This window comes from Kribbella sp. NPDC058693 (genome assembly GCF_042715335.1).
GTDB classification, from domain to species: domain Bacteria; phylum Actinomycetota; class Actinomycetes; order Propionibacteriales; family Kribbellaceae; genus Kribbella; species Kribbella jiaozuonensis.
The window spans coordinates 535,900-555,625 of record NZ_JBHXSQ010000001.1 but is presented as its reverse complement, the minus strand read 5'-3'; the positions used below and the strand labels follow the sequence as shown (position 1 = coordinate 555,625).

The 19,726-nt window shown below is 69.4% G+C and carries 17 protein-coding genes and 1 tRNA gene; 5 read left to right on the top strand and 13 right to left on the bottom strand.

The features are described 5' to 3' along the window. Positions 1-105: 105 nt before the first annotated feature. The 6 genes from ACFWUU_RS02615 to ACFWUU_RS02590 form a co-directional block, all read right to left on the bottom strand. Positions 106-1,530, bottom strand: coding sequence for a carboxyl transferase domain-containing protein (locus ACFWUU_RS02615; protein WP_380172077.1), 1,425 nt, complete (start codon positions 1,528-1,530; stop codon positions 106-108). Positions 1,531-1,546: 16 nt separating this feature from the next. Then, complete coding sequence (gene fabF / locus ACFWUU_RS02610) at positions 1,547-2,782, bottom strand: beta-ketoacyl-ACP synthase II (protein WP_137254014.1); 1,236 nt, start codon at positions 2,780-2,782, stop codon at positions 1,547-1,549. A 115-nt stretch (positions 2,783-2,897) separates the two neighbouring features. Then, positions 2,898-3,146 (bottom strand): acyl carrier protein, encoded by a 249-nt coding sequence (locus ACFWUU_RS02605; RefSeq protein ID WP_130446978.1) that lies wholly within the window; start codon positions 3,144-3,146, stop codon positions 2,898-2,900. Between the two features lie 90 nt (positions 3,147-3,236). Then, on the bottom strand, positions 3,237-4,226 hold the full coding sequence (locus ACFWUU_RS02600) for a beta-ketoacyl-ACP synthase III (RefSeq protein WP_380172075.1): 990 nt from the start codon (positions 4,224-4,226) through the stop codon (positions 3,237-3,239). Beyond that, entirely contained in the window at positions 4,223-5,416 is a 1,194-nt protein-coding gene (locus tag ACFWUU_RS02595; protein ID WP_380172073.1) for an acyltransferase domain-containing protein, read from the bottom strand. Before ACFWUU_RS02595 ends, ACFWUU_RS02600 begins: the two co-directional genes overlap by 4 nt. A 78-nt stretch (positions 5,417-5,494) precedes the next feature. After that, entirely contained in the window at positions 5,495-6,691 is a 1,197-nt protein-coding gene (locus tag ACFWUU_RS02590; protein ID WP_380172071.1) for a PucR family transcriptional regulator, read from the bottom strand. Between the two features lie 48 nt (positions 6,692-6,739). Here ACFWUU_RS02590 and ACFWUU_RS02585 point away from each other — a divergent pair, with 48 nt between their 5' ends. Together ACFWUU_RS02585 and ACFWUU_RS02580 are read left to right on the top strand one after the other, a co-directional pair. Further along, a complete protein-coding gene (locus tag ACFWUU_RS02585) occupies positions 6,740-7,783 on the top strand; it encodes a PHP domain-containing protein (protein ID WP_380172070.1) in 1,044 nt (347 codons plus the stop codon). Next, positions 7,780-8,787, top strand: coding sequence for a pirin family protein (locus ACFWUU_RS02580; protein WP_380172068.1), 1,008 nt, complete (start codon positions 7,780-7,782; stop codon positions 8,785-8,787). Before ACFWUU_RS02585 ends, ACFWUU_RS02580 begins: the two co-directional genes overlap by 4 nt. On the opposite strand, the gene ACFWUU_RS02575 is transcribed toward ACFWUU_RS02580, so the two are convergent. The 5 genes from ACFWUU_RS02575 to aceE form a co-directional block, all read right to left on the bottom strand. Further along, complete coding sequence (locus tag ACFWUU_RS02575) at positions 8,762-9,286, bottom strand: hypothetical protein (RefSeq protein WP_380172067.1); 525 nt, start codon at positions 9,284-9,286, stop codon at positions 8,762-8,764. The genes ACFWUU_RS02580 and ACFWUU_RS02575 overlap by 26 nt on opposite strands. Positions 9,287-9,360: 74 nt before the next feature. Beyond that, on the bottom strand, positions 9,361-10,995 hold the full coding sequence (locus ACFWUU_RS02570) for a LuxR C-terminal-related transcriptional regulator (protein WP_380172065.1): 1,635 nt from the start codon (positions 10,993-10,995) through the stop codon (positions 9,361-9,363). 35 nt (positions 10,996-11,030) lie between these two features. Further along, complete coding sequence (locus ACFWUU_RS02565) at positions 11,031-12,116, bottom strand: flavin-containing monooxygenase (protein WP_380172063.1); 1,086 nt, start codon at positions 12,114-12,116, stop codon at positions 11,031-11,033. A 70-nt stretch (positions 12,117-12,186) separates the two neighbouring features. Next, entirely contained in the window at positions 12,187-12,720 is a 534-nt protein-coding gene (locus tag ACFWUU_RS02560) for a GNAT family N-acetyltransferase (RefSeq protein ID WP_380172061.1), read from the bottom strand. 98 nt (positions 12,721-12,818) lie between these two features. After that, entirely contained in the window at positions 12,819-15,545 is a 2,727-nt protein-coding gene (gene aceE / locus ACFWUU_RS02555; protein WP_202877664.1) for a pyruvate dehydrogenase (acetyl-transferring), homodimeric type, read from the bottom strand. Between the two features lie 309 nt (positions 15,546-15,854). Here aceE and ACFWUU_RS02550 point away from each other — a divergent pair, with 309 nt between their 5' ends. From ACFWUU_RS02550 to ACFWUU_RS02540, 3 genes are all read left to right on the top strand, one after another. Then, positions 15,855-16,298 (top strand): DUF3052 domain-containing protein, encoded by a 444-nt coding sequence (locus tag ACFWUU_RS02550; protein ID WP_137254024.1) that lies wholly within the window; start codon positions 15,855-15,857, stop codon positions 16,296-16,298. Beyond that, positions 16,295-16,759: a peroxiredoxin gene (locus ACFWUU_RS02545; RefSeq protein WP_380172059.1), complete on the top strand. Its 465-nt coding sequence runs from the start codon at positions 16,295-16,297 to the stop codon at positions 16,757-16,759. The genes ACFWUU_RS02550 and ACFWUU_RS02545 overlap by 4 nt, the downstream gene beginning before the upstream one ends. Before the next feature lie 21 nt (positions 16,760-16,780). After that, positions 16,781-16,855: transfer RNA gene (locus ACFWUU_RS02540), tRNA-Val, on the top strand. 7 nt (positions 16,856-16,862) lie between these two features. Here the strand turns inward: ACFWUU_RS02540 and ACFWUU_RS02535 are convergent. Continuing rightward, positions 16,863-17,951, bottom strand: a complete 1,089-nt coding sequence (locus tag ACFWUU_RS02535) for a serine hydrolase domain-containing protein (RefSeq protein ID WP_380172057.1) — start codon at positions 17,949-17,951, stop codon at positions 16,863-16,865. 85 nt (positions 17,952-18,036) lie between these two features. Then, positions 18,037-19,494, bottom strand: a complete 1,458-nt coding sequence (locus tag ACFWUU_RS02530) for a carboxylesterase/lipase family protein (protein ID WP_380172055.1) — start codon at positions 19,492-19,494, stop codon at positions 18,037-18,039. Positions 19,495-19,726 lie beyond the last annotated feature (232 nt).

Sequence of the window (19,726 nt, the reverse complement as noted above, 5' to 3'; positions counted from 1 at the left end):
CCGCTGGGCCACCGGGTGTCGGGACACCCCCGGTGGTTGTTAACAACAGCGGCCGCACCACGTGAGGGGCACGGATCCATTGGATCCGTGCCCCTCGAGCCGTTTCTAGAGCGGGATGTTTCCGTGGTTCCCGCGGATCGGTCCGCCGACCTCGGCCTTCGCGAGGGCAGTTGCCAGAGCCGTCCGGGTGCGGGTCGGTTCGACGACCTCGTCCACCACGCCGATCTCGCGGGCGCGGTCGATGCCGCCGGCAATCTTCTCGTGTTCGACGGCCAGCTCCGCCTCGACCTGCGGACGCAGTTCAGGGTCGACCTCGGCCAGCTTCCGCCGGTGCAGCACTCGGACCGCCGCGACCGCACCCATCACAGCGACCTCGGCCCGCGGCCACGCGAACACCCGCGTCGCCCCGAGCGATCGCGCATTCATCGCGATGTACGCCCCGCCGTACGTCTTCCGCGTCACCAACGTCACCCGCGGTACGACGGCCTCCGCGAACGCATGCAGCAGTTTCGCGCCCCGTCGTACGACGCCGTCCCACTCCTGCCCGACGCCCGGCAGATAACCCGGTACGTCGACCAGCACGACCAGCGGTACGCCGAACGCGTCGCACATCCGGACGAACCGCGACGCCTTCTCCGCCGACAGCGCGTCGAGGCAACCACCCAGCCGGAGCGGATTGTTGGCGATGACACCGACGGTGCGCCCGCCGAGCCGGCCCAGCGTGGTGACGATGTTCGGCGCCCACCGTTGGTGGAGCTCAACTGCAGACGACGAGTCGAGCACCCCTCCGACCAGCGGATGGACGTCGTACGCGCGCTTGGCCGACTCCGGCAGGAACCCGGACAGATCGGTGTCCGGGATGTCCGTGGACATCGAGCCCTGGTTCGCGAGCAGGTCCGTCAACCGGCGCGCGTGCTCGATCGCCGCGTCCTCGGAGTCCGTGGTGATGTGGACGACGCCGGACCGGCGGCCGTGCGGCTCGGGGCCGCCGAGCCGGAGCATGTCGACGTCCTCGCCGGTGACTGAGCGGACCACGTCCGGCCCGGTGACGAAGATCCGTCCCTCAGGACCGAGGATGACGATGTCGGTCAGCGCCGGACCGTACGCCGCGCCGCCCGCCGCCGGGCCGAGCACCACCGAGATCTGCGGGATCTTCCCGGACGCCTGCGTCATCGCGTAGAAGATCTTGCCGACCGCGTGCAGGCTCAGCACGCCCTCGGCCAGACGCGCGCCGCCCGAGTGCCACAGGCCGATGATCGGCACCTGCTCCTCGCGGGCGACCTCGTACGCCTTGACCACGACGTCGCAGCCCTCGTCGCCCATCGCGCCGCCCATCACGGTCGCGTCGGAGCAGAACGCGACGACCTTCGCCCCGGCAATCCGCCCGCGGGCCGCGATCATCCCCGACAGGTTGTCGGGGGTGATCAACTCCAGGCTGCCCGGGTCCAGCAGGTTCGTCAGCCGGGTGAGCGGGTTCCGCGGGTCCAGCTCACGGGGGAGTTTGGCGGGTCTTGCCGGGGCAACGGTCATGGGTGTCCTCCGGGGGTTACAGCGTTTTGAATGCGATGGCGGCGTTGTGGCCGCCGAAGCCGAACGAGTTGTTCAGCGCCGCGATGTCCCCGTCGGGCAGCTTGCGCTGCTCGGTCGCGACGTCCAGGTCGATCTGGTCGTCGAGCTTGTCCACGTTGATGGTCGGTGGCGAGACCCGGTTGTGCAGGGCGAGCACGGTCGCGACCGACTCCACCGCACCGGCACCGCCGAGCAGGTGACCGATCATCGACTTCGGCGCGGTGGCGACCGCGTGGTCGGCCTCCTTGCCGAGCGCCTGCCGGATCGCGATCGACTCGGCGATGTCGCCCTGCGGAGTCGACGTGGCGTGTGCGTTGATGTGGAAGATGTCGGCCGGGGTCAAATCGCCCTCGGACAGCGCCCGCTCCATCGCCCGCCGCGCACCCGAACCGGTCGGGTCGGGCTGCGCGATGTCGTGGCCGTCGGCCGAGATGCCCGCACCGGCGAGCTCGGCGTAGATCTTCGCCCCGCGCGCCTTCGCGTGCTCGTACGACTCGAGGATCAGTACGCCGGCACCCTCGCCGAGCAGGAAGCCGTCGCGGTCCACGTCCCACGGCCGCGAGGCGCGTTCCGGCTCGTCGTTCCGCTTGCTCAGCGCCTGCATCATCCCGAACGCGGCCAGCGGCAGCGCCATGATCGCGCCCTCGGCGCCACCGGCGATCACCACGTCCGCGCGGCCGAGCCGGATCTGGTCCAGACCCAGCCAGATCGCCTCGTTGCCGGACGCGCAGGCCGAGACCGGGGTGTGGACGCCGGCCTTGGCGCCGAACTCCAGGCTCACGTACGCCGCGGACGAGTTCGGCATCAGCATCGGGATCGCCAGCGGTGACACGCGCCGCGGGTTCTTCAGCAGCGCGTCGTAGTTCGACAGCGTGGTGTGCAGGCCGCCGATACCGGACGCGACCGCGACGCCGAGCCGCTCCTTGTCCAGGCCGGAGTCCTCCAGGCCGGAGTCGGCCCACGCCTCACGGGCGGCGACGACGGCGAGCTGCGCCGTCCGGTCCAGGCGGCGGGCCTTGACCCGCTCGATCACCTCGGTCGGGTCGACCGCGGCCGGTGCGGCGATCTGCACCGCCAGGTTCTGCACCCACTCGTCGGTCAGCCGCCGCGCGCCGGAGCGTCCGGCCAGCAGCCCTTCCCAGGTGCTGGACACGTCGCCCCCGAGCGGGGTCGTGGCTCCGAGCCCAGTGATGACGACTCGGGTCTTCGACATGGTTACCTCATCCTTCACATCAGGGATCTGCGGTTGGGAGCGAGGGGTGTGTACTGCGTGGTGCTCATCGAGGCAGCCCGATGAGCACCCCGGGCCAGCACGGTGACGGCGTAGGTCAGCCGTTCTGGGCGCGCTCGATGAACGCGACCGCGTCGCCGACGGTCTTCAGGTTCTTGACCTCGTCGTCGGGGATCTTCACGTCGAACTTCTCCTCGGCGGCCACCACGACCTCCACCATGGAGAGCGAGTCGACGTCGAGGTCGTCGGTGAAGGACTTGTCCAGCTGGACGTCCTCCACCGGGATGCCGGCGATCTCGTTCACGATCTCGGCGAGGTTGGAACGGATCTCTTCGGTGCTGGCCATGTTCTCTGGTTCCCTTTCGGATTTCTGCTGGCTGTACAGCTTTGGTACAGCCGGGTGCGGCCACCTGAGCCGCCCCCGGACAACTATGGACTACGGCAAGCGGATGACCTGGGCGGCGTACACCAGCCCGGCGCCGAAGCCGATGATCAGTGCGAGGTCGCCGCTCTTGGCTTCGCCGGCCTCGCGCATCGCGGTGATCGCGAGCGGGATCGACGCCGCCGAGGTGTTGCCCTGGCGCTCGATGTCGCGCGCGACCTTGACGTGCTCGGGCAGCTTCAGCGCCCGCCGCATCGCGTCGGTGATCCGCATGTTCGCCTGGTGCGGCACGAACAGGTCGAGCTGCTCGGCCTTCACGCCGGCCACGTCCAGCGCCTGCTGCGCGGTCTTCGCCATCTCGAACGACGCCCAGCGGAACACCGGGTTGCCGTCCATCGTGAGGTGCGGCCAGTTGTGGTTGCCGTGCACCTCCTGCCAGGACTCCTTCTGGCTGATCACCTGGTGCTGCGTACCGTCCGAGCCCCAGACGACCGGGCCGATGCCCGGTTCGTCGGTCGGGCCCACGATCGCGGCACCGGCGCCGTCGGCGAAGATGAACGCCGTACTGCGGTCGGTCCGGTCGGTGATGTCACTGAGCCGCTCGACGCCGATCGCCAGCACGTACTTCGCACTGCCGCCGCGAACCAGGTCGTTGGCCATCGCGATGCCGTAGCAGAAGCCCGCGCAGGCAGCGGAGATGTCGAACGCCGCGGCGGTCGGGGCGCCGACCGCGACCGCGATCTGGGTCGCGATCGCCGGGGTCTGGTACAGGTGGGTGACGGTCGAGACGATCACGCAGCCGATGTCGGCCGGGTCGATGCCGGAGTCGGCCAGTGCTTCCTTGGCCGCGTTCACCGACATCATCAGCACGGTCTCGTCATCGCTCGCCCAGCGCCGCTCCTTGATCCCGGAACGGGTCTGGATCCACTCGTCGCTGGAGTCGATCTGCTCGAGGATCTCGGAGTTCGGCACGACGCGCCGCGGCCGGTACGAGCCGATGCCGAGCACTCCGGCGTACGTCGAACCTGACGATGCCGTGATCATGCGGGGCTCCCGGCGGGGTGCAGACGGACCAGCGGCTGCCCCGGGGCGACCGGGTCGCCTTCCTCGGCGAGCCACTCCACCACGATGCCGCCGTGCGGCGCGCTCACCTCGACCTCGTCGCGCAGGCTCGCCACCTTCGCCACGACCTCACCGGCCGCAACGGTGTCGCCCGACTCCCGGCGTACGTCGACCTCACGGGTGAAGGTGCCCTTGATCGGGGCGACCAGCAGCCGCCATGTCGGCGAGGCGTCGATCTCGGACGGGCTGCCGTGCTTCTCCACGAACGCGCGAGCGTCGTCGAGTTGGTCCGGAGTCTTGAGCGCGAACGTCTCGACACCCTTCAGCGCGCGGCGCGCGATACCGGTCAGCGTGCCCGCCGGCGGCAGCTCGAGGATGCCGGTCACGTCGAGGTCGGACATGGTCTGCATGCACAGGTCCCAACGGACCGGCGCGTTCACCTGGTTGACGAGCCGCTGCAGTACGTCGCGGCCGTCGTGGACGACGTGGCCGTCGCGGTTCGAGATCAGTCGGGTCCGCGGGTCGTGGGTGCTGATCGCGGTGGCGTACTTCGCCAGCGTCTGCACGGCCGGCTCCATGTGCTTGGTGTGGAACGCGCCCGCGACCGACAGCGGGATCAGCCGGGTCTTGGCGGGCGGGTCGGCGGCGAGCGCGGCCAGCTCCTCAACGGTGCCTGCGGCAACGATCTGGCCGGGGCCGTTGTCGTTCGCCGCGGTCAGGCCGTGCTCGGCGAGCTTGGCCAGGATCTCGTCGCGGTCACCGCCGAGGACAGCGGTCATCGAGGTCGCGGTCTGCGCGGCCGCGGCGGCCATCGCCTTGCCGCGCTCGCGGACCAGGACCATCGCCTGCTCGGCGGTCAGTACGCCGGTGCCGGCCGCGGCGGCGAGCTCACCGACGCTGTGGCCGGCGACCGCGCCGACCTTGGTGAAGGCGTCGGCCGGGTGCGGGAACACGGCCAGCGCCGCCAGCATGCTGGACGCGACCAGCAGCGGCTGCGCGATCGCGGTGTCGCGGATCGTGTCCGCGTCCGCCTGGGTGCCGTAGTGGGCGAGGTCGAGACCGGCCACCGCGGAGAGCCAGTTCAGCCGGCTCTCGAACACGGGATCCGCCAGCCACGGCTCGAGGAATCCTGGGGTCTGGGCACCCTGACCGGGTGCGACGATGACGAGCACGTGCCAACTCTCCCTCAACAGGGCCCGTCGAGAGCCGCAGGGCGAGCACGAATTCTCGGAGGCCGGTTTGTGGAGATCCTACAAAACGGCGGTTCCGGGCTCCGGATTGAGCAGGCGACCCAAGGTCAGTGCGACACGCAATGTGAAAGCGTCGCGGGGATCGAGCGGGTTGTACGCCGTGATGTCCGCCACACGCTTCAACCGGTACCGGACGGTATTGGCGTGGATGAACATCGCCCGGGCCGTCGCCTCGATCGATCCGCCGGAGTCCAGGTACGCCGAAACCGTGTCGAGCAGCACGCCATCGCCGATCGTGAGCGGGCCGTAGACCTCGTTGGCGAGCTGGCGGCGGGCATGGCCGTCTCCGGAGAGTGACCGTTCGGGGAGCAGCTCGTCGGCCTGGACCGGCCGCGGCGCGTTGGGCCAGGCGACCGCGGCGCGAAGGCCGGCGACGGCGGCGCGGGCCGAGGTGACGGCCGACATCAGGTCCTTCACGACCGGGCCGACGACGATCGGGCCGGGTCCAAACCATTGGGCCAGATTTTGTACGATCTCCACAGGTTTGCTCGTACCCCCGAGTACCACGACCAGGCGGTCGCCCTGGATCGCGCACAGGGCGTCGGCGCCGGCCTCACGGGCGGCCTGGCGAACCATGTCGGCCACGTTCGAGGTGGTCTCGGTGTCCGCGGCCCGTCCGACCACAACAGCGACCTCGGCGGATCCCGTCGTACCGGCGGCTCCGGTCCAGCCGAGGGCGGAGGCGCGGGACCGGACCGATTCGTCGGCCTCGCCGCGGATCACGGAGTCGACGAGGAGAGCTTCGAGCCGGGCGTCCCAGGCGCCGCGCATCTCGGCCGCCTGCGCGTAGACGGTGGCGGCGGCGAAGGCGACCTCGCGGGCGTAGCGCTGGATGGCCTCGTGGACGATCGGTACGTCGTCGGGCGGGAGCAGCGTGCCGATGGTCGTCTCGATGGTCTCGATCGTCGTCCGGACCAGGTCGACCGTTTGATGCAGCGAGATGACCCGGGTGAACTCGCGCGGCGCCGACCCGAAGATCCGGGTCGGCATCGAGGAGTGCGCGTCCGGGTCGCGGAACCATTCGACGAACGCCGAGATCCCGGACTGCGCGACCAGCCCGATCCAGGACCGGTCCTGCGCCGAGAGCTTCGCGAACCAGGGCAGCTTCTCCTCCATCGCCGCCATCGCAGCGGTGGCGAGCGCCCCGGTCGCGCCCTGCAACCGCTCCGCCCGCGCCAGATGCGCACCCTTAGCCACGGACCGACCATAGACCTCCCTGTCGGCCCCCGCTGCCATGATGGAGACATGACGGACAAGGCAGGCGTCGAGGACGCGATCGCGGCACTGCGCGCCATCGGGTATTACCTCGAGCGGGACCGGCAGCCGACGCACCGGGTGAAGGCGTACCGGCGGGCCGCCGACACCATCGCCGCGCTACCGGCCGCCGAGGTGCGCGCCCGCCGCCGTGCCGGGACGCTGACCGAGATCGCCGGTATCGGCCCGAAGACCGAGGCCGTCATCGTCGAGGCGATGGACGGCGCGACCCCGTCGTACCTGGTCAAGCTGGAGGAGGCGGCGGGTGAGCTGACCACCGCGGGCAAGCAGATGCGCGCGGACCTCAAGGCCGACCTGCATCTGCACTCCGAATGGTCCGACGGCGGCAGCCCGATCGAGGAGATGGCGCGTACGGCGCATCGCCTCGGTCACTCGTACGTCGCGCTGACCGACCACTCGCCCCGGCTCACCGTCGCGAACGGGCTGTCCCGCGAACGCCGGCTCCAGCAGCTCGAGGTCGTTGCCGAGCTCAACAAGAAGCTGGCCGACGAGCTGGACGGCTTCCAGATCCTGAACGGGATCGAGGTCGACATCAACGAGGACGGCACGCTCGACTGCGACACCGAGATCCTGGCCCGGCTGGACGTGGTCGTCGCCAGCGTGCACTCGAAGCTGCGGATGGCGTCCGAGCCGATGACCGAGCGGATGGTCCGCGCGATCGCGAATCCGCACGTCGACATCCTCGGCCACTGCACCGGCCGGCTGATCACCGGCGGCCGCGGTACGCGTCCCGAGTCGGAGTTCGACCCTGAGGTGGTGTTCGAGGCCTGCCGTCAGTTCGGTACGGCGGTCGAGATCAACTCCCGGCCCGAACGCCTCGACCCGCCCAAACGCCTGCTGTCGATGGCGGTCGAGATGGACTGCATGTTCTCGATCGACACCGACGCGCACGCACCCGGTCAGCTCGACTGGCAGGTCTACGGCTGTGAACGCGCCGAGGACTGCGGTGTCACTCCTGACCGCGTCATCAACACCTGGGACCAGCAGCGACTCCTGGAATGGACGGCATCATGAGCGATCTCGAGAAGGATCCGGCCGAAACCATCGGCACCGGTGACTGCGAAGGGCCTGCACTGGAGTTGCTCGAGGCGCGGGAGGTCGTGCTCGGCCGGACGACGAAGGTGCGGCGGCTGCTGCCCAACAAGAACCGTCGCATGGTCGGCGCCTGGTGCTTCGTCGACCACTACGGGCCGGATGACCTGACGCAACGCGTCGACTCGTACGACGTACCGGGGGAGCGCGGCATGCAGGTGCCGCCGCATCCGCACACGAGTCTGCAGACGGTCAGCTGGTTGTTCGAGGGCGAGATCGAGCACCGCGACAGCGTCGGCTCGCACGCGTTCGTCCGGCCGGGCGAGCTCAATATCATGACCGCCGGCAACGGCATCGCCCACTCCGAGATCTCGACCCTGACCGCCCCGCCGATGCTGCACGGCGCGCAACTGTGGGTCGCGCTTCCCGACTCGGTGCGTACGACGACGCCGCCGGCCTTCAACGCGTACGCCGACCTCCCGGAGCTCGAACTCGACGGCGCCCGCGCGACCGTCATGATCGGCACGGTCGCTGGTGTCACTTCACCAGCGCCCGCCTACACCCCGCTCGTCGGCGCCGACATCACCGTCGAGCCCGGTCGCACGCTGGCGCTCCCGCTCACCCCGTCCAACGAGTACGCCGTACTCGTCGTCGACGGCTCGCTCTCCGTCGGAGACCTGCATCCCGGCTTCGGCGAGATGGTCTACCTCGGCGCGAACCGCGAGTCGATAAATCTAGTTGCCTCCGACAACGGTGTCCGCTTCCTGCTGCTCGGCGGCGAACCGTTCGAGGAGCAGCTGGTGATGTGGTGGAACTTCATTGGCCGCTCCCACGAAGAGATCGTCGCCGCCCGCGAGTCCTGGCAGGCTGCCATCGCGGCGCGCGGCAACGACCGCTTCCCGATGGTCCCCGGCTACGACGGCGACCCGCTCCCCGCCCCGCCGCTACCGGTCACCACTCTCAAACCGCGACCGCGGTCACGCTGACGCGGCGCTGGTAGTACGCCCAGGTCAGGACCAGCAGCGCCGGGCCCCACAGGTACAACGGCAGGTAGCAGGCCAGCATCAGGGTTTTCCACGCCGTGCTGGAGAACGGGATGAAGTGGTCCGTCCACACATCGCGGAAGCCGTAGGTCCAGATCGCGATCAGGCACAGGGCACCCAGCGTGGCGGGGATGATCGCGGCGTACGGCGCGACCCGGCGGCCGCCGATGAACGGGATCCAGCCGGGGGCGACCTCGCCCCAGCGCTGCACCAGGCCGAGTGCCGTGAGCGCGACCAGCTCGGAGAAGATCGTCAGGCTGACGACGTACACCTTGCCGCCGAGACCTTCGAGGTAGGTCGGGTTGCCGTTGGCGTCGATCATGCCCATCGACGAGCCGAAGACCAGGCCCAGTCGCCACAGGCCGGACGGCAGGGTCAGGAACGGGACGATGTGGGCAAGGCGGTAGGCCCAGCGGGGGACAGGGCGTTCGGTCGTGTTCACCATTCGAGCATCCGGCGAACCGGCCCGGTGCCACCTCACCCGCCAGAGGGAACGCGCTCCCTCCGGAGGACCTTTCAGAGCAGGTCGTGGTCGCGGGCGTACGCCACGGCCGCCGTCCGTGAAGGTACGTCGAGCTTCGCGAAGATGTTGGTGAGATGCCGCGCCACCGTCTTGTCGCTCAGCACCAGCAGCCCGGCGATCTCGGCATTACTGTTGCCCACTGCAACCAACCGCAGCACGTCCAGCTCCCTCCCGGTAAGTCCGCTGGTACTGCGGCCGATCAGCTTCTCCGCCTCCTGACGCGCCGCGACGGTCCCGAGCTCGGCGAACGTTCGGCACGCTGCGGTCAGCTCGGCAGCCGCCGAGTCGTCGTCGCCGAGCAGCCGGACCGCCCGCCCGACCAGCACCTTCGCCCGCGCGGCCTCGTACGGCGCCCGCAGCTCACCCCACAACTGTGCCGCCGTCCGCGCCTGCGGCAGCGCCCGATCAGCATCCTCGGCCGCCAACGCCACGAGAGCCGAGCAGTACGCCGCCGAGGCACGCAATCCCGCACACCCGAACTCCTCGGCGATCGTCGACAACTGCCGCGCCGCCTCCTCGGCCTCGGCCGGCTCATCGCCCGCGATCAGTACCTCAACTGCCCCCGCCAGCAGCCGCGATCGATGCACCGGATCACCCGTCTCCGCAAGCAGACGTCGTACGGCGGCAACCGCGCCCGACACCCGCCCGCGCGCGACCATCAGCAGCGCCCGCCCCGGCTGCGCCTCGTACCCGTAGCTGGCGGCCTGGTCGTACGACGACTCCGCGAGAGCGTAATCACCACGGATCCGCAGTACGTCGCCGCGTTCGCTCATCGCCAGCCCCGCGGCCACGTCGTACCCCAACGCCGCATAGCGCTGGCAAGCGTCCTCGAACTCCTCCAACGCTTCCGGGTACGCCGCGTGCAGGCGCAGGATCTGTCCTCGATGGACGGCGCACTGGCCGGTGAACGGCACCAGATCCGGCTGCGAGTCGCACCAGCGGGTGAGTGCCGTCGTCCACGCCGACGCACGCCCGAAGTCGAGCACCTCCTGGCACGCGTCGATCATCGCGCAGTAGACCGTGCCGGCGAAGATCGGTGAGAGCTCGCCGGCGGCGACGCCGACCATCGCCTCGTCCAGGATGGCAAGGCCCTCCGGCACGTGACCGGCGTACATCATCATCCGGCCCTTGCACACCAGCCCTTGCGCGAGCAGATCAGGATCACCGTGCCGGCGCGCGACGCTGACGATCTCGTCGCCTACAGCCACCGCGCCGGCGAGGTCGCCGCGATCCACGCAGCGGAAGAAGTCGTGGATCAGCAGGTACCCCCGCTCGACCACATCGTCGGGCTGGTCGGCCAGCAACCGTTCGGCCCGCGCGGCCCACCCGCTGCCGACCGCCCCCTCGCCGCGGCCGTTGTGCACGCGGGCGAGCCAGAACGCGAACCGCACCGCGCCCGGCACCTCGCCGTTGTCGATCCGCAGCCGGTATCCGCGCTGCAGTGCCCGGATGCAGTCGTCGATATCGCCGAGCAGGAACGCGGACATCGCCAGGGTCATCAGATCGTCCGCGCCGAGACCGGCCGACGACGGTTCGCCGTCGGCCGCGGCCAGCCGGTCATACGCAGCGGCCCAGTCGCGTCGCTCGAACGCGATCCGGGCCCGCTGCAGATCGTCGACAATCCCCATCAGCTGTCCCCCACTGGCGAGCATGCCCTGTCGGCTCACGCGACGGCAAGACTCCGCTCGGTGCGGACCCGCGCCGCGATCCGCTTGGCGACGTACGCCGCGTCCCGGCCGACCCCCGGTAGCACCATCGAACTGAAGGAGTACTGGAACGACAGCCCGCAGAAGAACAGCCCGGGTGCGTTCTCGGCCACCCCGCGGTACTCGCGCGGCCAGCCGTCGGCGCCGACGAGCGGCATCTTGATCCAGTCGAACACCTGCCGGAACCCGGTCGCCCAGACCACGTTCGCGACGTCCAGCACCCGGCCGTCGGCCAGCATCGGCCGACCGTCCTGCGTCCCCGTGACCCGGGCGGGGACCCGCTCGACCCCGCGCTCGAGCAGATCTGCCCGTTTGACCCGGATCATCGGCCCGCCGTGGTGCCGGATGTGGCCCATCTCCTTCCGGCCCATCGGCGTCCGGCGGGTGAGCACATGCCGCCACGCGAACAGCATGAGCGGCCAGAAGAAGGCCTGGTTCGGCTTGCCCGGTGTGAACGGCACTTGTCCGGGATCGCGACCGCACAGGATCGTCTGGTGTGTCTGCGCGACCTCGTACGCGATGTCGGTACCGGAGTGCGAGCCGCCGACGACGAGAACCGGTCCGTCCTTGAGCTGCTCCGGACGTTGGTATTCGGACGAATGCAGCTGCCGGATCGCCGGGTCCAGGTCGACCGCGAAGTCCGGGAGGTACGGCGTACGCCCGAAGGTGCCGGTGGCGACGACGACGTTGTCGGCGGTGAGCTGCTCGCGGCCGATCGTGACGATCCACTGGTCGTCGAGCCGCTCGAGCTTGTCGACGCGGGTGTTCGGCCGGATCGGCAGGTCGAAGCGCTCGGCGTACGACGCGAGGTAGTCGGCGACCTCGTCCTTGCCCGGGTAGTGCCACGGCTCGGCCGGGAACGGGAAGCCGGGCAGTCCGTCGTACTTCGCCGGCGAGTAGAGCTTGAGGCTGTCCCAGTGCGACCGCCACTGGTCTCCTACGCGGGCGTTGCCGTCGAGGATCGTGAACGGCTCACCGAGCCGCTGTAGGTGGTAACCGGTGGCGAGTCCGGCCTGTCCTGCGCCGATGATGATCGTGTTCATGCCCTCGACGGTAGGAATTCCGGGGCACCCACCGCGTCGGACGGAATGCGCATCTTCCGCCCGGCCGCGACTACGAGGTTTGTCGTAGGTCGATCCAGTAGCGGCGGGTGAGGCCGAGCCAGGTGTCGCGGACGTCCTCGAGGACGCCGCCGTTGCGCTCGATCGTCCGGGCCGACGCCGCGTTGTCGTCGTCGCAGCTGACCATCACCCGGTCCAGGCCGCGGGCACGCGCCTTGCCGAGCACCTGGCCCAGCGCCCAGGACGCCAGACCACGGCGACGAGCCGACGGGCGTACGCCGTACCCGATGTGGCCGCCACCCTCGAGCAGCTTGTCGTTGAGCGTGTGCCGGAGCGTGATCGCGCCCAGATAGGTGCCGTCCTCAACGATCCACCAGTACGACGCGTGCACCCGGTCGGCCGGGATCTGCAGGCTGTCGTCGCTCTGCTCGCGGAGGCGCTCGATCCAGTCGGCGAAACCCTCGGCTGTGCTGAGATCCGTCGCCTCCCACAGGCCTGCGCCGTCCTGGTGCTCGTCACCCCACTCGCGGGACGACTCCAGGAAGGAGTCGCGCAGCTCGGCGGTCGGTTCGATCAGCTCAGGCATGGTCAGAAGGGTATGGCCGGTCCGCGCGGCATTCCCACCGAATATGCAAGCGGGCCGCTCACCCCGGTGTGGGATGAGCGGCCCGTGATGCTTCGGCGTCAGGCGCCGGCGCCCTCTTGCTTCACGCCGGCGACCGCGGTCGGGTCGTCGATGCGGAACTTGCGGGCAGCCTCGGCGGCGACCTCCGGCTTGACGTCACCGCGCTTGGCCAGGATCTCCAGCGTCGCGACGACGATCGACTCCGCGTCGACCTGGAAGTGCCGACGGGCCGCGGCCCGGGTGTCGGCCAGACCGAAGCCGTCGGTCCCGAGCGAGGTGTAGTCGTTCGGCACCCAGCGGGAGATCTGGTCCTGCACCGCGCGCATGAAGTCGCTGACGGCAACGACCGGGCCCTTGGTGTCCTTCAGCTGCTCGGTCACGAACGGCACCTGCTCCGGCTCCTCCGGGTGCAGCAGGTTGTGCTGCTCGGCGGCGACCGCGTCACGGCGCAGTTCGTTCCACGAGGTCACGGACCAGATGTCCGCGGCAACGGAGTACTCCTCGGCGAGGATCTGCTGGGCCTTCTGCACCCATGGCAGCGCGACACCGGACCCGAGCAGCTGCACCCGGGGTACGTCGTCGCCCTCGGCGGTCTGGTACTCGTTGAAGCGGTACATGCCCTTGAGCAGCCCGTTGACGTCGAGGCCTTCCGGCTCGACAGGCTGGGCCACCGGCTCGTTGTAGACCGTGAGGTAGTAGAAGACGTCCTCGCCGACCGGCTTGTCCGCGTCCAGGCCGTAGCCGTACATCCGGCGCAGGCCGTCCTTCACGATGTACGCGATCTCGTACGCGAAGGCCGGGTCGTAGTGCACGACGGCCGGGTTGGTCGAGGCGAGCAGCGGCGAGTGTCCGTCCGCGTGCTGCAGTCCCTCACCGGTCAGCGTCGTCCGGCCGGCGGTGGCGCCGATCAGGAAGCCGCGGCCGAGCTGGTCGCCGAACGCCCACATGAAGTCGCCGGTCCGCTGGAACCCGAACATCGAGTAGAAGATGTAGAACGGGATCATCGGCTCGCCGTGCGTGGCGTACGCCGTACCCGCCGCGATCACCGAGCCCATCGCGCCGGCCTCGCTGATGCCTTCGTGCAGCAGCTGGCCCGCCGAGGACTCCTTCCACGACAGCAGCAGGTTGCGGTCGACGGCCTCGTAGTTCTGCCCGTGCGGCGAGTAGATCTTCGCCGTCGGGAACATCGAGTCCATACCGAACGTGCGGTACTCGTCCGGGGCGATCGGGACGATCCGGTGCCCGATCTCCGGGTCCTTCATCAGATCCCGGAACAGCCGGACCAGCGCCATCGTGGTGGCGATCGGCGCGTGGCTGCCCTTGGACAGCGGCTTGTACACGTCGTCGCCCGGAAGCTTCAGCGTCTTCGGTGCGACCTTGCGCTGCGGCAGCGAACCGCCGAGCTGCTTGCGCCGGTCCATCATGTACTGGTACTCCGGCGAGTCGGTGCCGGGGTGGAAGTACGGCGGGTTGTACGCGTCCTCGAGGTCCTTGTCCTCGATCGGCAGGTAGAGCCGGTCGCGGAAGGCCTTCAGGTCGTCCGAGGTCAGCTTCTTCATCTGGTGGGTCGCGTTGCGGCCCTCCAGCGCCTCGATCGTCCAGCCCTTGATCGTCTGGGCCAGGATCACGGTCGGCTGGCCGACGTGCTCGGTCGCGCTCTTGAACGCGGCGTACACCTTGCGGTAGTCGTGACCGCCGCGGGGCAGCTTGCGCAGGTCCTCGTCGGACAGGTTGCTGACCATCTGCTGCAGCCGCTGGTCGCCGCCGAAGAAGTTGTTCCGGATGTACTCACCGGACTCGACGGAGTACGTCTGGAACTGGCCGTCGGGCGTGGTGTTCATCTTGTTCACCAGCGCGCCGTCGTGGTCCTGGGCCAGCAGGTTGTCCCACTCGCGGCCCCAGATCACCTTGATCACGTTCCAGCCGGCGCCGCGGAAGAACGCCTCCAGCTCCTGGATGACCTTGCCGTTGCCGCGGACCGGTCCGTCCAGCTGCTGCAGATTGCAGTTGATCACGAAGGTGAGGTTGTCGAGCTCCTCGCGCGCGGCCAGGCCGATCGCGCCGAGCGACTCCGGCTCACCCATCTCGCCGTCACCGAGGAACGCCCAGACGTGCTGCTGGCTGGTGTCCTTGATGCCGCGGTTGTGCAGGTACCGGTTGAAGCGCGCCTGGTAGATCGAGTTCAGCGCGGCCAGTCCCATCGAGACGGTCGGGAACTCCCAGAAGTCCGGCATCAGCCGGGGGTGCGGGTACGACGACAGGCCCTGGTGCGGGCCGCGGGAGACCTCCTGGCGGAACCCGTCCAGGTCGTCCGCGGACAGCCGGCCCTCGAGGAAGGCGCGCGCGTACATACCGGGGGAGGCGTGACCCTGGATGAAGATCTGGTCGCCGCCGCCGGGGTGCTCCTTACCGCGGAAGAAGTGGTTGAAGCCGACCTCGTACAGGCTGGCCGCGGACTGGTAGGTGGCGATGTGGCCGCCGACCTCCAGGCCCTTGCGGTTGGCCTTGCTCACCATCACCGCGGCGTTCCACCGGATGAAGGCCCGGATCCGGCGCTCGATGTGCTCGTCGCCGGGGAACCAGGGCTCCCGCTCGGGCGGGATCGAGTTGATGTAGTCGGTGCTCCGCAGTGCGGGCACGCCGACCTGTCGCTCCCGGGCTCGCTCGATCAGTTTGAGCATCAGGTAGCGCGCTCGCGCCTTGCCCCGTTCGTCCAGGACGGCGTCGAGCGATTCGACCCATTCACGCGTCTCGTCGGGGTCGATGTCGGGGAGCTGGGTGGGCATCCCCTCGGTGATGATGGCTGGTGGTTCGTGTCCGGAAGCCACGGTGTCCTGCCGTTCTCTCTGGTTGCTCTTCACCGCAATCCTGTCACCTGTTCGGAATGCGTTCTACTTCGCCTTCCCTTCCGGCCCGATTCCGGCTGGCCGGACCTGATCCCAGCGGACACGCCCGGTACCCGCCACGCGGATACCGGACACGTCACGGATCCCTGGTGCATACTTGCGCGACGCGGTACGTCACGATGGACTATCGCTAGCTGAGTGGTAACTGACACCTACCCCCGGGCAAGCGGGGACCACGGAGGAGGACACGTGAGCGCGACCGCGGACCACGCGGACGGCAAGGGCGGAGTGCCGAACATGGCCTCCCGGCTCGGCCTGGAGGCCGGCTGGGTCGTCCAGGAGATCGGGTACGACGATGACTGCGACGACGAGTTCCGCGATGCGATCCGGGAGATCACCGGCGAGGCCTTCGTCGACGAGGACACCGACGAGGTCGTCGACGTCGTCCTGCTCTGGTTCCGCGAGGACGACGGTGACCTGGTCGACGCCTTCTTCGACATCCTGACCGACCTGAAGGCCGGCGGGGTCGTCTGGCTGCTGACGCCGAAGGTCGGTCGCGACGGGTACGTCGAGACCAGCGACATCACCGAGGCCGCCCCGGTGGCGGGTCTGGCCACAACCAGCACGCTGAGCGTCACCGACGACTGGTCCGCGACCAAGCTGGTGGTTCCGAAGTCCGGCCGCCGCGGGTGACGATCCCGGCTGCCGGCAGCCGGGCCCCCGATTTCAGCACTCGGAACCAGTACGGCGAACAGGTCCGGCTGAGCGACTTCACCGGCAGGCGGGACGTCGTACTGGTCTTCTATCCGTATGCCTTCAGCCAGGTCTGCACCAGCGAACTGGCCGCCCTCCGGGACCGGCCTTCGTTGCTGGCGGCAGCCGAGTTCCTGGCGATCTCGTGCGACCCGATGTTCACGCTGCGCGCGTACGCGGACAACCAGGACCTCGGCTTCAGCCTGTTGACCGACTTCTGGCCCCACGGCGAGATCGCGACGTCGTACGGCGTCTTCGACGCGGAGCGTGGTTGCGCCCTGCGCGGCACGTTCGTGGTCGACCGTACGGGCGTGATCCGCTGGTCCGTCGTCAACGCGATCCCGGAGGCGCGCAACCCCGACGACTACGCGGAGGCACTGGCAGCCCTGAACCTCAGGTAGACTCCTCCGGTCGTTTGATCCGGGCGGATAGCTCAGCGGTAGAGCGCTTCCCTTACAAGGAAGATGTCGGGGGTTCGATCCCCTCTTCGCCCACCAGTTCGGTTCAGAAGACCGCCTTCACCAGGCGGTCGAGCGCCGGCGGGAAGACCTGCAGCAGGTCCACCTCGGCGTCTCCCATCGTGATCAGGGCGGTCAGCGTCCGGGTGCCGTCCGCGCTGCTGAACATCAGGGCGCCGTACCCGCCCGGTGCGCTGCCGTTGTGGTGGTAGATGGTCTCCGAGCCGGTGTCCTGCGCGAACAGGCCCAGGCCGTAGTTGAGCGGACCGCTCTTCGGCTCCGGCGTCCGCATCTCGGCCAGCTGGTCGGCGGGCAGGAGCTTCCCGCTCTGCAGCGCGGACATGAACACCTGCAGATCCCGGGTGGTCGAGAGCATGCTCCCGGCGGCGAACAGGAGCGAGGGGTTCTGCTCCGTGACGTCGACCAGCTTCCAGTCGTCACCGTCCTGGTAGCGGAAGTACCCGTGCGAGTGGGCTCCGGGAAGGTCCGTCCGGTCACCCGGCTCCAGGGTGCCGCTCAGCTCGAGCGGCTTGAGGATCCGCGTCTCCAGCTCTGCGGCGAACGGGCGGCCGGTGACGGCCTCGATCAGCAGCGCGGCGACTGTGTAGTTGGTGTTGGCGTAGCTCCACTCGGCGCCCGGCTCGAACCGCGCCGGCTTGGCCAGGGCGAACTCGACGAGCTCGTCCGGCGTGTAGCCCTGCAGGCGGTGTTCGGCCCAGTCCTTGCCGGTCGCCGGGAGGCCCGGTACGACGGTGCCGTCGGGGAAGTACTCGCCCGTGTAGTTGAACAGCCCGCTGGTGTGGTTGAGCAGCATCCGCACGGTGATCCGCGGGTCCAGCTCGAACCTGGTGAGCTGCGGCGCGACCGGGCCGTCCAACTCGAGCTTGCCCTCGGCCACCAGTTGCAGCACGACGGTCGAGACGAAGGTCTTCGTGACGCTGCCGACCCGGCCCTGCCCGTCCAGCGGCGGCTTCTCCGCGCTGCCGAGCTCACGGATTCCGGCGGTACCGACCCACTCTCCGTGCTTGTCGTGCACACGCAGTTCGAGCCCGCCGAAGCCGGCGTCGACGAACTCCTGTGCCGCCTTCTGCAGCTCCGGGCGGTCCTGGTGGTTGGTGGGGGTTTGCGTCGACATATTCGTGCTCCTCGGTCTGTTCGTTGCTGTCGAGAACCACGGTGCGGACGCGCCCTGACACCGGACCGCCATCGCGCTGACACGTCTAGAGCGGGGCGAACGAATGCCCGGCCCACAGACGCCGCGACACCTCCTCGGGGTACGGCGTGATGGTCAGCTCGGTGGTGAATAGGGCGACCTGTCGGTGTGTGGCGTCGTACCGCGGCCAGCCGGGGTCGCCGGTGTGGGCGAACGCGGTCCACGCCGTCCGGAACAGCTGCGAGACCTGCTCGGCGTACGGGAGTTGCTCGGGGTCGAGCAGGAAGCCGAGCAGGGGTGTGGTGCCGAAGACGAGAGGTACGTCGAGGCCGTGGCAGGCGCCCAACCCGGTGTCGGGCCAGGCGAGTTCGTAGGCGTACGCACGTCCTCCGCCCGCGATCTGAGCCTCGGCCAGGCGGTGGCTCGGCATGCGGAACAGCCAGTCGGAGTGGACGAGCTCGTAGATCCGCTCGGCGGTCGCGTCCGGGTAGGCCTCGCGGTAGCCGGCCGGTGCGAGGATCTCGAGGGCAGTTGCGGCGTCGTTCTCGGTCAGGTTGCCGAGGCGGCCGTCGGCGGCGAGGAGCAGGCGGTATTCGTCCCGCGTGTGGCCGGCGATCAGCTCGATATGGCGGGCGGCTCCGTCAGCCAGCGCCTCGAACGGCGTACGCGGGAGGACGTCACCGTCGACGACAGGCGCGAACGGGATGCCCAGGTACGCCGGCGCGCCCCACCGGCTGATCTCCGGCTGCATCGCCGTGGCCAACGTGTCCGAGGCAGCTACGAGGTCGTCCGTCGGGATGCGGCGCAGATCGTCGACCGTCGGCGCGACGTCCAGCAGGGCAGCGATCTCGGTCATGATGTCGGAGGCCAGCGGCGGTGCGAAGAACGTCCCGGGCGCACTCTGCGTGATCGCCCGGCGGAACAGACCGGCCGCTCGGGGCATGGCGAGAAGCGAGGCAACCGAGCCCGCCCCGGCCGACTCTCCGAACACAGTGACCCGATCCGGGTCGCCGCCGAACGCAGCGATGTTCGCGCGCACCCACTCCAGAGCGGCGACCTGATCGAGCAGACCACGATTCGCCGGTGCGCCGTCCAGTTGCCCGAACCCGTCGACCCCGAGCCGGTGGTTGAACGTCACCACGACGACATCACCTTCGCCGGCCAGCCGGGTCCCGTCGTACGACGGATCGCCGGACTGCCCGATCGCGTATGCGCCGCCGTAGATCCACACCATCACCGGAAGGGCTGCAGCGAGCCGCGGCGACCAGACGTTGATCGTCAGCCAGTCGTCGCCGGTCGCCGGGTTCGACGGCGGCCCGAAGACGAGCGATTGCGGCGGCGGTGGCCCGAACGAGAACGCGTCGCGTACGCCGTCCCACGGATCGGCCGGCTGCGGCGCCGCGAAGCGCAGTTCACCCACCGGCGGCCGGGCGAACGGGATGCCGCGGAACACCGACAATCCGTCCTCGCTGCGGCCCCGAACGAGTCCGGTAGTCGTGCGGACCTGGGGGCCCGTCTCACTCATCGGCCCATGTTCCCGCCGTACGTGCGACCTGTCGCCAGGTTTGTCACGACGGGCCGTATCGGAACGCGCTGACACTCGTTGTGATCGGTGTCGTGAGTCGCACAATTCTTAACCATCGGCTGGTGAGAACGGACTCCTCCAGGGCGGGTCGCGGCTGGTAGGGTTCACGGCTGTCGGTCGGCGCGATGACATACCGGGTGCGCCCGGTCACGGCATCGTCCGGTCGGCGGAA

Excerpts from the sequence above, each read along its gene's own strand:
- ACFWUU_RS02580 (WP_380172068.1), top strand. The coding sequence starts at position 7,780 with ATGAGCGATCTCGAGAAGGATCCGGCCGAAACCATCGGCACCGGTGAC.
- ACFWUU_RS02535 (WP_380172057.1), bottom strand. The coding sequence starts at position 17,951 with ATGTCGACGCAAACCCCCACCAACCACCAGGACCGCCCGGAGCTGCAG.
- ACFWUU_RS02530 (WP_380172055.1), bottom strand. The coding sequence starts at position 19,494 with ATGAGTGAGACGGGCCCCCAGGTCCGCACGACTACCGGACTCGTTCGG.
- ACFWUU_RS02615 (WP_380172077.1), bottom strand. The coding sequence starts at position 1,530 with ATGACCGTTGCCCCGGCAAGACCCGCCAAACTCCCCCGTGAGCTGGAC.
- ACFWUU_RS02600 (WP_380172075.1), bottom strand. The coding sequence starts at position 4,226 with ATGATCACGGCATCGTCAGGTTCGACGTACGCCGGAGTGCTCGGCATC.
- fabF (WP_137254014.1), bottom strand. The coding sequence starts at position 2,782 with ATGTCGAAGACCCGAGTCGTCATCACTGGGCTCGGAGCCACGACCCCG.
- aceE (WP_202877664.1), bottom strand. The coding sequence starts at position 15,545 with ATGCCCACCCAGCTCCCCGACATCGACCCCGACGAGACGCGTGAATGG.
- ACFWUU_RS02560 (WP_380172061.1), bottom strand. The coding sequence starts at position 12,720 with ATGCCTGAGCTGATCGAACCGACCGCCGAGCTGCGCGACTCCTTCCTG.
- ACFWUU_RS02585 (WP_380172070.1), top strand. The coding sequence starts at position 6,740 with ATGACGGACAAGGCAGGCGTCGAGGACGCGATCGCGGCACTGCGCGCC.
- ACFWUU_RS02570 (WP_380172065.1), bottom strand. The coding sequence starts at position 10,995 with ATGGGGATTGTCGACGATCTGCAGCGGGCCCGGATCGCGTTCGAGCGA.
- ACFWUU_RS02605 (WP_130446978.1), bottom strand. The coding sequence starts at position 3,146 with ATGGCCAGCACCGAAGAGATCCGTTCCAACCTCGCCGAGATCGTGAAC.
- ACFWUU_RS02565 (WP_380172063.1), bottom strand. The coding sequence starts at position 12,116 with ATGAACACGATCATCATCGGCGCAGGACAGGCCGGACTCGCCACCGGT.